Origin of the sequence: Pontimicrobium sp. SW4 (assembly GCF_039954625.1) — a bacterium.
GTDB lineage: Bacteria > Bacteroidota > Bacteroidia > Flavobacteriales > Flavobacteriaceae > Pontimicrobium.
Genome location: NZ_CP157199.1, coordinates 2,924,195 through 2,936,690, shown reverse-complemented (window position 1 = coordinate 2,936,690; position 12,496 = coordinate 2,924,195). Strand labels below are relative to the sequence as shown.

Annotated in this window: 12 protein-coding genes; 8 read left to right on the top strand and 4 right to left on the bottom strand. The window is 31.5% G+C overall.

The annotated features are described in order from the left end of the window. Positions 1-13 precede the first annotated feature (13 nt). From dsrP to ABGB03_RS13470, 4 genes are all read left to right on the top strand, one after another. Positions 14-1,237, top strand: a complete 1,224-nt coding sequence (dsrP, locus tag ABGB03_RS13485) for a sulfate reduction electron transfer complex DsrMKJOP subunit DsrP (protein ID WP_347923097.1) — start codon at positions 14-16, stop codon at positions 1,235-1,237. 81 nt (positions 1,238-1,318) lie between these two features. After that, positions 1,319-1,909: a HupE/UreJ family protein gene (locus ABGB03_RS13480; RefSeq protein WP_347923096.1), complete on the top strand. Its 591-nt coding sequence runs from the start codon at positions 1,319-1,321 to the stop codon at positions 1,907-1,909. Between the two features lie 115 nt (positions 1,910-2,024). Continuing rightward, positions 2,025-2,453, top strand: coding sequence for a dCMP deaminase family protein (locus ABGB03_RS13475; protein ID WP_347923095.1), 429 nt, complete (start codon positions 2,025-2,027; stop codon positions 2,451-2,453). Next, positions 2,453-4,045 (top strand): S41 family peptidase, encoded by a 1,593-nt coding sequence (locus tag ABGB03_RS13470; protein WP_347923094.1) that lies wholly within the window; start codon positions 2,453-2,455, stop codon positions 4,043-4,045. The genes ABGB03_RS13475 and ABGB03_RS13470 overlap by 1 nt, the downstream gene beginning before the upstream one ends. On the opposite strand, the gene ABGB03_RS13465 is transcribed toward ABGB03_RS13470, so the two are convergent. The 3 genes from ABGB03_RS13465 to ABGB03_RS13455 are packed head-to-tail and all read right to left on the bottom strand — an operon-like array spanning position 4,042 to position 5,437. Then, positions 4,042-4,650, bottom strand: coding sequence for an FAD-dependent oxidoreductase (locus ABGB03_RS13465; RefSeq protein WP_347923093.1), 609 nt, complete (start codon positions 4,648-4,650; stop codon positions 4,042-4,044). The two genes, ABGB03_RS13470 and ABGB03_RS13465, sit on opposite strands and share 4 nt — an antisense overlap. After that, complete coding sequence (locus tag ABGB03_RS13460; protein ID WP_347923092.1) at positions 4,650-4,853, bottom strand: hypothetical protein; 204 nt, start codon at positions 4,851-4,853, stop codon at positions 4,650-4,652. The genes ABGB03_RS13465 and ABGB03_RS13460 overlap by 1 nt, the downstream gene beginning before the upstream one ends. A 2-nt stretch (positions 4,854-4,855) precedes the next feature. After that, positions 4,856-5,437: a MarC family protein gene (locus tag ABGB03_RS13455; RefSeq protein ID WP_347923091.1), complete on the bottom strand. Its 582-nt coding sequence runs from the start codon at positions 5,435-5,437 to the stop codon at positions 4,856-4,858. Positions 5,438-5,565: 128 nt separating this feature from the next. Between ABGB03_RS13455 and ABGB03_RS13450 the strand changes: the two genes are divergently transcribed. The 4 genes from ABGB03_RS13450 to ABGB03_RS13435 all read left to right on the top strand — a co-directional run bounded on the left by ABGB03_RS13450 (position 5,566) and on the right by ABGB03_RS13435 (position 11,721). Continuing rightward, positions 5,566-6,132, top strand: coding sequence for a DUF3109 family protein (locus ABGB03_RS13450; protein ID WP_347923090.1), 567 nt, complete (start codon positions 5,566-5,568; stop codon positions 6,130-6,132). 406 nt (positions 6,133-6,538) lie between these two features. Next, positions 6,539-7,519 carry a ribonucleotide-diphosphate reductase subunit beta gene (locus tag ABGB03_RS13445; RefSeq protein WP_347923089.1) on the top strand — a complete coding sequence of 327 codons (981 nt, stop codon included), beginning with the start codon at positions 6,539-6,541 and terminating at the stop codon, positions 7,517-7,519. A gap of 186 nt (positions 7,520-7,705) precedes the next feature. After that, positions 7,706-10,195: a ribonucleoside-diphosphate reductase subunit alpha gene (locus ABGB03_RS13440; RefSeq protein ID WP_347923088.1), complete on the top strand. Its 2,490-nt coding sequence runs from the start codon at positions 7,706-7,708 to the stop codon at positions 10,193-10,195. 416 nt (positions 10,196-10,611) lie between these two features. After that, positions 10,612-11,721, top strand: coding sequence for a hypothetical protein (locus ABGB03_RS13435; protein ID WP_347923087.1), 1,110 nt, complete (start codon positions 10,612-10,614; stop codon positions 11,719-11,721). 50 nt (positions 11,722-11,771) lie between these two features. Here ABGB03_RS13435 and ABGB03_RS13430 read toward each other — a convergent pair whose 3' ends face one another. After that, the gene (locus tag ABGB03_RS13430) at positions 11,772-12,491 is read right to left on the bottom strand and encodes a DUF6503 family protein (RefSeq protein ID WP_347923086.1); all 720 of its coding nucleotides are present in this window, start codon (positions 12,489-12,491) and stop codon (positions 11,772-11,774) included. Positions 12,492-12,496: the final 5 nt, after the last annotated feature.

Sequence of the window (12,496 nt, the reverse complement as noted above, 5' to 3'; positions counted from 1 at the left end):
CAATACAATTTAAATGAAACGAATTAAAGTTTTTGGAAGCTTAGTTAAAGATAGTTTAGATACCATTACTCATGGCTCTAAAAAGTACCATATCTGGATGGCTATACTAACCTTTGTGATGTTAGTAGGGATGTATTGTTATTCAATTCAATTAGAAGAAGGATTAAGTGTTACAGGTATGACCGACAGGGTAAGTTGGGGACTTTATATATCCAATTTTACTTTTTTAGTTGGTGTTGCAGCTGCAGCGGTAATGTTGGTAATGCCAACTTATGTATTAAAGGATATAGATTTTAAACAAGCAGTTTTGATAGGTGAAGGTTTAGCAGTTGCGGCACTTATAATGTGTTTAGCATTTGTAATTGCCGACATGGGTGGACCTTCAGTTTTATGGCATATGATTCCAGGGATTGGTGTTTTTAACTTTCCTAATTCAATGTTAACTTGGGATGTTCTCGTATTAAACGGATATCTATTTTTAAACATTAGTATTCCATTCTATATTCTATTTAAACGTTATCAAGGCAAAACTCCAAACCCAAAAATATACATTCCAGGAGCATTGTTATCTGTGTTCTGGGCTGTTGGGATTCACTTAGTAACAGCCTTTTTATATCAAGGTTTACAAGCAAGGCCTTTTTGGAATAATGCACTTTTAGGACCTCGATTTTTGGCCTCGGCTTTTGCTGCAGGTCCAGCATTAATAATAATTGTGTTAGCTATTATTAGAACGTATACTGCGTTTAAGATTGAAGATAAAACACTTAAAAAAATTGCAATGGTAGTGACTGTTGCTGCTCAAATAAATTTAATCATGTTGGTCTCTGAGCTATTTAAGGAGTTTTATGCACCAACGCATCACAGTGAAAGCGCCTATTATTTATTCTTTGGTTTAGATGGAAAAACAGCTTTATTACCTTGGATTTGGACATCTATATCGCTCAATGTTTTAGCTACAGTACTGCTTACATTTCATAAGCTCAGAAATAATTTTAAAGTACTATTCTTTGCTTGTACTATTTTATTTGTTGCTATTTGGATTGAAAAAGGTTTCGGTTTGATTGTTCCAGGTTTTATTCCAGGACCTTATGGTAAAATAGCTGAATACACACCTACAGGAATAGAAATTGGTGTCACTTTAGGTATTTGGGCTTTGGGTGCTTTTGTATTTACAATATTAGCAAAAACAGCTATAGGAATAGAGATAGGAAAGTTAAGATACAAGAAGAAATTGTAAACCATTTTTAGGGCGTATTTAGTTGGTTGTATTGAGTTAAATATTAATTTATTAATTTTGATTAACTCAAATCAGTATGTTATGTTAGATAATTTTTGGTTTAATGTTCAATATGGCATTAATCATGTATTAGATATTAACGGTTATGACCATGTACTTTTCTTAATGGTACTTACAGTTCCTTATGTTTTCAAAGACTGGAAACGTGTTCTAATTTTAGTTTCTACCTTTACTTTAGGTCATACACTTTCACTTGTTTTAGCGGCTTATGATATTGTGACTATTAATGGCGTTTTAGTGGAGTTTTTAATTCCAGTTACCATACTTATAGTAGCACTTTACAATATATTCACTGCTAGCAAAAAGGGGAAGGAGCAAAAAATAGGTGTCTTATTTTTATCGACATTGTTTTTTGGAATTATTCATGGCCTTGGTTTTGCAAGAGAGTTTAAAATGTTTATGGGTAAATCTGAAGACAAATTAATGCCTCTTATAGAATTTGCTTTAGGGATAGAAATCGCACAAGTCATTATTGTTTTTGTTGTCCTCTTTCTAGGATTCTTTACACAAACAATTTTCAGGTTTTCAAGACGTGATTGGATGATGGTTCTTTCTGCAATTGTTGTAGGATTAGTGATTCCTATGCTTATTGAAAGTGATATTTTTTCTTAATTTATGATAATCAATTAAAAGTTTTGTAAAACTTTAACGTTAGTTAGAGCGACTAACCGTTAATAATGTATAGATATTAGTTATTTTTGATTGACTAAAGTAGAGTTAGTAATATATGCCACAGAAAAAACAACTAAAGTACGATAAAGCCTATTTACGGATGGCTACAGAATGGGGAAAATTATCTTATTGTGAACGGAAAAAGGTTGGTGCAATTATTGTAAAAGATAGAATGATAATCTCTGATGGCTATAACGGCACACCAACAGGATTTGAAAATTATTGTGAAGATGAAGATGGTTATACAAAATGGTATGTGTTGCATGCCGAAGCTAATGCTATTTCTAAAGTAGCATCATCTACACAATCTTGTAAAGGAGGCACTTTGTATATTACTTTATCGCCCTGTAAGGAGTGTAGTAAATTAATCCATCAAGCTGGTATTATAAGAGTAGTATATAGCAAAGCCTATAAAGATGACTCTGGAATTAAATTTTTAGAAAAAGCGGGAATTGATGTAAAACACGTTAGTGAATTAAATTAATGAATATTCAAAAAAAATATTTGCCAATAATTATAAGCGTAGCCATTGCGCTTGGGATATTTATTGGAGGAAAATTAAGTTTTACAGACAAGTCCGATAGACTTTTTACATCCAATTCTAAAAAAGACAAAATCAATAGACTTATAGACTACATAGATTACGAATATGTAGATAAAATAAACACAGATAGTATTGTTGATGTTACGGTAAATAGTATATTAGAAAATCTCGACCCACATTCAACATATATTCCTAAAAAGAACCTGCAACAAGTTGCTGATAATATGAAAGGTGATTTTGTTGGAATTGGTGTAAGTTTTTATACTTATAGAGATTCTGTAACAGTAATTAGAGCTTTGGAAGGTGGGCCAAGTAAAAAAGCAGGTATTAAAGGCGGTGATAGGATTGTAATTGCTGATGGAGATTCTATATATGGCCCAACATGGAGTAATGACGATATTGTAAAAAAATTAAAAGGAGAAAAAAACTCTAAGGTCAACCTTAAAATATATAGAAGAGGAGAGTCTGAATTGCTAGATTTTAAAGTAAAGCGTAGTGAAGTACCGCTAAAAAGTGTAGATGCATCTTATATGTTATCTGAAAACTTAGGGTATATAAAAGTGAATCGTTTTGCCGAATCCACTTATAAAGAATTCAAAAAAGGACTTAAAAATTTACAAAATCTAGGAGCTACAAAATTGGTGTTAGATCTAAGGGATAATCCAGGTGGTTTTTTACATATTGCTGAACAAATAGCTGATGAGTTTTTAGAGGATGATAAGCTCATTCTATTTACTAAAAATAAAAAAGGAAAGATTGAAAAATATTTTGCTACAAATAAAGGCGATTTTGAAAATGGAGACATCTATGTGCTAATTAATGAAAACTCAGCTTCTGCAAGTGAGGTTATAGCTGGAGCCTTGCAAGATAACGATAAAGGCACTATTCTTGGAAGACGCTCTTTTGGTAAAGGATTAGTCCAACGAGACATGGCATTAGGAGATGGGAGTGCAGTAAGATTAACTGTTTCAAGATACTACACACCAACTGGACGTTCAATACAACGTTCTTATGAAAATGGGAATGAAGACTATTATCATGAATATTATAAACGAATAGATAATGGAGAGTTATCGGATGCTAGTAGCATAGAAGTAGCCGATTCATTAAAATTCACAACACCAAACGGAAAAGTGGTGTATGGAGGAGGAGGTATTATACCTGATGTATTTGTACCTATAGATAAGAAAATGGAAAACGGTACGATAAGTCGAATTCTTTCATTAGGATATATGAGTTATTTTGTGTTTGAAGAATTAGATAAAGACCGAACACCATACCAAAACATGTCTCAAGAAGAGTTTATACGCAACTATGTCGTCACTGATGACTATTTGGAGAGCTTTACAGAATATATAAGAAAGAGATCACGGCGTTATAAAATTACTTTTGTAGCCTATAAAGAAGAAGTAAAACTCTACTTAAAGGCAACTCTAGCCGAACAATTATACGGTAGCGAGGCACATATGCAAGTATTAAATACAAACGATGCTATGTTGGAAAAGGTAAAAGAATTAGTAGAAAACAATTAATCACTTATTTTATCGTGAACTTTTGTGTGTTTCCCATCATTCCATAAGGTAAGAATGTCTGTTGCGACGTGAGCACCACTCCCAGAAGCGATTGCAAATTGACTTCGCCAACCAGCCAAAGTACCAGCCACATATAAATTATCTATAACTAAATGATCTGTGTTTTTTAACCAGATTTTATGTTTTTCCTTTTCAGTTCGCGGGTGAGGTTCAATATAGTTTTCTAATCCACTAATGGTAATTAAGTCAGTATAGCCAACAGCTACAACAACTATTTTAGTTTTATAATTATTTTTGTTAGTTAAAACCTCAAAATAGTTAGAGTTTTTTTTAATCTCACAAACTTTTTCGTTTTCAATTTGAGTAATATGAGGGTATAGGCTTTTAAGTTGCTTTTTACCACTTTCTAAAATTGAGATTCCTGTGGTTCCTGGAGTAATTCCTAAAACATTATTTAACATTGCTGTTTGAAGATGAGATGTTTTTTGATGCGTAATAATGGCTATATTTTTATTTACAACGTAAGGTCTATTCTTAGCAGATCCCAATACTAAACCACAAGACATTCCTGCTGCTCCTGCACCTATAATTAAAACATCTAACATTAGCGTCGCTTTTTTACTTTGGCTTCAATTTTCTTGGAAACTCTTAAAATAGCAAGTAACAAAATGGTGCATAAACCAGTCATAACAGTTATTAAAGCTACAGTGTTTTTATCATCAAATGGATCGTTATAATCTATTTGTGCGAGGTTAAAAATTATTAAACCCAAAGCGATAACGCTTAGTATATATGTAAATGCTTTCATAATTATAACAACTCTTTTATATTAGAAGTAAATAATTTTACTGCTATTGCAAGCAAAACTACTCCAAATATTTTTCTAATAATATTAATACCATTTTTACCAATAAAACGCTCAATTTTCACAGATGTTTTTAAAACTACGTAAATTAAAAAGACATTAAAAATTAAGGCAACAATAATATTTTCCATTCTAAATTCCGCACGTAAAGATAAAAGTGTTGTTAGGCTTCCGGGGCCAGCTATTAAAGGAAATGCTAAAGGAAAAACAGAAGCAGTAACACCTTCGTCGTCTCCATGATCTTTATATAATGTAATTCCTAATATCATCTCTAAGGCTAAAAAAAACAATATAAAAGCACCAGCAACGGCGAACGAATTAACTCCTATTCCAATTAATGACAATAAGCTTTTTCCTAAAAAAAGAAATATAATCATTATTATTCCGGCTATAATTGAAGCCTTTTCACTTTGGATGTGTCCAACTTTTTTTCGTAAATCAATTATTATTGGGATGTTTCCAATAATATCAATAACAGCAAATAATACCATAAATGCTGTAAAGATCTCTTTAAAATTTAACTGCATTATTTTTTTTAATTTAAAATTTGTGCAAAGGTCGTTATTTAAAAAGGAATTCTAATAATAAATTATGCTCAAAATGTTAGCGAAGTATTCATTGGTTTTTACTGTATAAATACCATTATATTTGCAACATGTTTCAACTAGGGAAAACAATAGTTTCTGAAGATATTATAGAAAAAGATTTTGTATGTAATTTAAATGCATGCAAAGGAGCTTGTTGTATCGATGGCGATGCAGGAGCGCCTTTAGAAAAGCACGAAGCCACAATTTTAAAAGATATTTATTCTAAAGTAAAACCCTTTTTAAGAAAAGAAGGGGTTGATGCTATTGAGTCACAGGGCGTATATATAGAAACTGAAGATGGTGAGTTAGAAACGCCTTTAATTAACGGTGCAGATTGCGCCTACGTTATCTTTGATGAACATAAAACTGCTCTCTGCGGAATTGAAGAAGCTTATAATCAAGGAGAGGTTAAATGGAAAAAGCCAGTATCTTGTCATTTATACCCTATTCGTGTTAAAGATTATAGTGAATTTTCAGCAGTAAATTATCATCATTGGCATATCTGTGATGACGCCTGTCAATTGGGTAAAGAACTTCAAGTACCAGTTTACAAATTCGTAAAAGAAGCACTCATTAGAAAATTTGGTGAAGATTGGTATGAAGAGTTAGAAAAAGTTGCAGAAACAATGTCTTAAAAAATCGAAAAACTCTTTTTTTATTAAGAGCGATTAATCGAGAAATAAAAGCTATATTTTTTTAAATGCCATAGTATTAATTTTTCTAGAAATTATAATAAATTCATTTTAAAAAACTGTCCCTTATTAAAACCAAATTAGCGGTTGCAATTTTGCATTTTTATTTCTTTAAAAACCCTTATTCCATAGGGGTTTCAAATTTTAAAATAATTATAATTATTTGATAATCAGTATTTTAACTTAATTTCAAAATACCACAAAATGTAGGAAAAGAATCACTCGTTGTTAAAAACTTGTTAACAATGTTTATAAAATAACCTTTCTTTTTCAAGCACTTTTTTAAATCTTTGTTAGTCCAAAGTTTAAGCTAATTTTTTAATCCAAATTTTCAAATTTACACCCAGTTATGTCAAACCAAATAGAGCCCATTTTACAAGAAAATAAAGATCGATTTGTGATCTTTCCTATTCAACATCATGATATTTGGGAATGGTATAAAAAACAAGAAGCTAGTATTTGGACAGCAGAAGAAATTGATCTACATCAAGACGTTATAGATTGGAAAGAAAAGTTGAATGATGATGAGCGCTACTTTATAAAGCACATTTTAGCATTCTTTGCGGCTAGTGATGGTATTGTAAATGAGAATTTAGCGGAAAATTTTGTTTCTGAAGTTCAATATACAGAAGCAAAATTCTTTTACGGTTTTCAAATTATGATGGAGAATATCCACTCTGAGGTGTATTCTCTATTAATAGATACCTATGTAAAAGACGAAACTGAAAAAGATAAGTTATTTACTGCTATTGAGCACTTTCCTGCAATTAAAGAAAAAGCAGATTGGGCATTAAAGTGGATAGATTCTCCAAGTTTTGCAGAACGTTTAATAGCTTTTGCAGCAGTTGAAGGCATCTTTTTCTCTGGTAGCTTTTGTTCTATTTTCTGGTTAAAGAAAAGAGGAATAATGCCAGGATTAACTTTTTCTAATGAGTTGATTTCGAGAGATGAAGGGTTGCATTGTGATTTTGCAGTACACCTACACGAAAATCATATAGTAAACAAAGTTCCAAAAGATAGAATTACCAAAATATTAACCAACGCTTTAGATATTGAGCGTTTGTTTATTACAGAATCATTACCAGTAAGTTTAATTGGGATGAACGCGAAATTAATGACACAATATCTTGAATTTGTAACCGACAGACTGTTGGTGGAATTTGGATGCGAAAAAGTATATAATGCAACCAATCCTTTTGATTTTATGGACATGATTTCACTACAAGGAAAAACCAATTTCTTTGAGAAACGCGTGTCAGAATACCAAAAAGCAGGTGTTCTTAATAAAGAAGACGAAAAAGACAAGTTCAGTTTTGATGCCGATTTTTAATTCTAAATGAATTAAAAATAATTCCCAATAATTACTGGGAAACCACGAGAATTTAATAAATAAATTAAACGTTTCTAAAGGCGTAAGTAGATAGAAACCCCTTTAATTAAAAAATATAACACTTATAACCAACTAACTAATCCATTTTTTGAAGGAGTTTCAAAAAATATAAAGACTTAAAAACGTATGTATGTAGTAAAAAGAGACGGTAGAAAAGAACCAATGATGTTCGACAAAATCACTGCTAGAGTGAGAAAATTATGTTATGGATTAAACGAGCTTGTTGACCCAGTAAAAGTTGCTATGAGGGTTATAGAAGGTTTGTATGATGGTGTTACTACTAGCGAACTAGATAACTTAGCTGCCGAAATTGCTGCAACATTAACTACTGCTCATCCAGACTACGCACGTTTAGCTGCAAGAATCTCTGTTTCTAACTTACATAAAAACACTAAGAAAACGTTTAGTGAAGTAATGCACGATTTATATACTTATGTAAATCCAAGAACTGGAAAAGATGCTCCTTTATTATCAGATGAGGTGTATAACGTCATTATGGATAATAAAGAAAAATTAGACTCTACAATTATCTATAACCGAGATTTCGGATATGATTATTTTGGATTCAAAACATTAGAACGTTCATATTTACTTAAACTTAATGGGCAAATAGCAGAGCGTCCACAACATATGTTAATGCGTGTTTCTATAGGGATTCATTTAAATGACTTAGAGTCTGCCATAGAGACTTACGAGTTAATGTCTAAAAAATACTTTACACACGCTACACCAACACTTTTTAATTCTGGAACTCCAAAACCACAAATGTCTTCTTGTTTTCTTTTAACAATGAAAGATGATAGTATAGACGGTATATACGATACACTTAAGCAAACAGCAAAAATATCGCAATCTGCAGGAGGAATTGGTTTAGCTATACATAATATTCGTGCAACGGGAAGTTATATTGCTGGAACAAATGGCACTTCTAACGGTATTGTGCCAATGCTACAAGTGTTTAATGATACAGCACGTTATGTAGATCAAGGAGGCGGAAAGCGTAAAGGAAGTTTTGCTATTTATATAGAAACTTGGCATGCAGATATTTTCGACTTTCTGGATTTAAAAAAGAATCATGGAAAAGAAGAAATGCGAGCAAGAGACCTATTCTATGCGATGTGGATTTCAGATTTATTCATGAAAAGAGTTCAAGAAAATGGAGACTGGACGCTAATGTGTCCTAACGAATGCCCTGGACTACCAGAAACACATAGCGAAGAGTTTGAAGCGTTATACTTAAAATACGAAGCAGCAGGTAAAGGTCGTAAAACGATAAAAGCACGCGAACTTTGGGAGAAAATTATGGAATCTCAAATTGAGACAGGAACACCATATATGCTATATAAAGATGCTGCAAATAGAAAATCGAACCAAAAGAATTTAGGAACCATTCGTTCGTCTAATTTATGTACCGAAATTATGGAGTATACTTCTCCAGATGAGGTTGCTGTATGTAATTTAGCATCAATAGCATTACCAATGTTTATTAAAAATGGTGAGTTTGACCACAAAGAGTTATTTAGAATTACTAAGCGTGTTACAAAAAACCTTAATAAGGTTATAGATAGAAATTACTATCCTGTTAAAGAAGCAGAAAATTCTAACTTCCGTCATAGACCAATAGGATTAGGGGTTCAAGGTTTAGCAGATACGTTTATTAAGTTGCGTTTACCATTTACAAGTGATGAAGCAAAAAAATTAAACCAAGAAATATTTGAAACTCTTTATTTTGCAGCTGTAACTGCCTCAATGGAAGAAGCGAAAGAAGATGGACCTTATCAGACTTATGAAGGATCACCTATTAGTAATGGCGAATTCCAACACAATCTTTGGGGAATTAAAGATGAAGAATTAAGTGGAAATTGGGATTGGGCTAAATTACGTAAGCAAGTTATAAAACATGGCGTGCGTAACTCATTATTAGTAGCACCAATGCCAACAGCTAGTACATCACAAATTTTAGGAAACAACGAATGTTTTGAGCCTTACACCTCTAATATTTATACGCGTCGTGTATTGTCTGGAGAGTTTATTGTAGTTAATAAACACCTGTTAGAAGATTTAGTTGAACTTGGCCTATGGAACGACGCCCTTAAACAAGATATCATGAGAGCCAACGGTTCTGTTCAAGGAATTGATGCCATCCCTCAAGACATCAAGGAGTTGTACAAAACAGTTTGGGAATTAAGCATGAAAGATATTATAGATATGTCTCGTCAACGAGGATATTTTATCGATCAGTCTCAGTCACTTAACCTATTTATGGAAGGTGCTACAATGGCAAAATTAACGTCAATGCATTTTTATGCTTGGAAAAGCGGTTTAAAAACAGGAATGTATTATTTGCGTACTAAGAGTGCTGTTGATGCTATTAAGTTTACGCTAGATAAGAAGAAAAAAGAGCAACCTGTGGACGCTGTAGTTGAAGTTGCAGTTGCAACTCCAGATGCTACCGAGGAAATTGTTGTAGCACAGCGTAAAGAAACAGCAGCAAAAACTGCTGTAAAATTTGCACAAGAAACCGAAGTTGAACCAATGTCTGCCGAAGAAATGAAAGCTTTAATTGCCCAAGCTAAAGCTGCCGAAGGGGACGATTGTTTAATGTGCGGTTCTTAATAATTCAATAAATAAATGTTGTTAAAAGCATCTCTAAAGAGGTGCTTTTTAAGAGTGTTTTTTAAAAAGTAGGAATTAAGCTTCATGAAGTTTAAAACTTGTTAATAACGTTTATAAAATTATTATTGAAAATCAAGAGTTTAAAGATAAATTTGATGTAAGACTAAAAATATGCTGAGGTAAAGAAAACAAAAAGGATACTACAAAAAGTAATATCCTCTTAAAATTTTTTCAAATTTTGGATTTCGACGGCCAAAGTTTTGATTAATAGCAGAAATGAGAATGCCTCACCTCATTTGTTTTTCAAAAATAAGAATAAGTACTCTTCTGAACAAACAAATCATTCTGCTTTTTATTAATTATTTTATTAACAATCTGCTTTAATCTATTTAAGCAGAAATTAAAACAAGTAGAAGATGAAAAACTTTACAATTTACAGATTGGCCATCTTAAATAAGGCTAAAGAAGAACAAGTATTAAACTATTTCAATGGAGATATTGATTTATTTAAAGAGTTTGAAGCATATTACAAATCTCTTTCACTTAATATAATAGCATATCAGGACAATAAAGGGAACAAGAGAACATTTTCAATTACTTCTGAGATTAAGACTAATTTTGAAGAAAGAATAATAATTGCGAATTTAGATTCTGCATATACTGGTGATACATGTGATGTCAGAAATGGTGATTCTAATAGTTTGGACTATATTATTTCCAAGGATCAACTTCAGAGCCGAAAGATGTTTTCATTGTTATATATTCCAAAAGGGTTAAAACATGGATATGTAGTATTCGAAAATAAATCTAAACATGGAGTTAAAATTGTTTTTGAAAGAGAGTTTAATAGATTTTTAAAAGAAAAAGGCTATGATGATTTTAGATTAATAATGTCACCTGGACTGAATTATAATTATCTAAATAATATGATAGAAAAAGGTAAACTCAAAAAAGTTAGACTAATAAATTATAGACTTTCTGATGGAGTACAACTAAGCCTTTGGAGAAATTTAAATAACTCTCAAAAAGGAACTGAGCATACTGAAGAACTGAAATTTTCAAGTAAAGTGGAAAATGATTTTTACAAGAAAGAGTTATCTAATCTCTTTTTTGCTAAAGTTGATTTAAATGAAAAAGTATATTTTGTGAATCAATTTGAAATAGATGAAATCTCTTTTGAAATAAACTATAATAATTCATCTAAAACTTTTTATTTGAAGGATAGAAAAAAGATGAGATCAAATATAGATGTTTCTGGAAGATTAAAATTTGTTGGAGATGAAGCAACATTTGAGTCTAAAAAAAGAGTCGCGCTTGAATTGATAAATGAAATTATGGGTTACAAAGTTGAAAATGAAAACAACCTTAGAGAAATAGAATCTGAAATTTTATCGAAAAAGAAAGGAAAAGCAACTAAAGTAGCTGCTATTTTTGCTAAAGCAAAGTCTCCAAAGGGTAGGCAAGAGGAAAGCTTAGTTCATAAAAAAGAGGAAGATGATAATTTAGATAGTTTAATTGACGATTAATATTTTCCAATGAATAATATTGAAGAGGGAGGATATATATCTTCCCTTTTTTACTCCAAAATATCAGTACCTAAATACTTATCATCTTTATTATAATACCATGCTCTGTTTTTTGGCATTTTAATACCATTAACAACAAACTCTTCAGTTAGTAAAATGTATTCGCCAGTATCATCTTTTTGATTGCCATTGTCATCCTGTTTAAAAAACTGGTAGATTTCCATAGCATATGTTTCAGGGTTGAAATAGAAATACCAAATATCGGTCCCTACGTCTTTATCGTAAGTTGCTTTAAGTACTAAATACTCTTTTCCTTTAAATGTTTTAGTTTCAACTGTTTTGTCAATATGAGTTCCTAGATCTTTTAACTTCATAGGCAAACCATACAAATAGGTATAGTAGTTTTTATACATATTAGCACGAGCACAACTTAAATTATTTGTTTTTGCAGTCGCTTCATCAATATTTGCATTATCATTTAATCCAATAGTGCATTCACCTTTGTTTAAAGTGTATCTAGTAATTATTGAATCTCTTTTTGCTGTCATTGAAAAGATATCTTCTGGGAGATTAATAGAGATAGTGCTTAACCTATCAGAGCTATTAGGCGTTTCCATGCGCACTTTAAAGGTTTCATTAAATGCATTCCAATTGCCATTTGGGTCATGATAATTAATAGTTTTATCTAATAATAATTCACCAGTTATCGGCGCTTCTTTACAAGAAGATAATAATGTTAAAAGAAATAAACTAGAAAAAAATGGCTTCATATAGC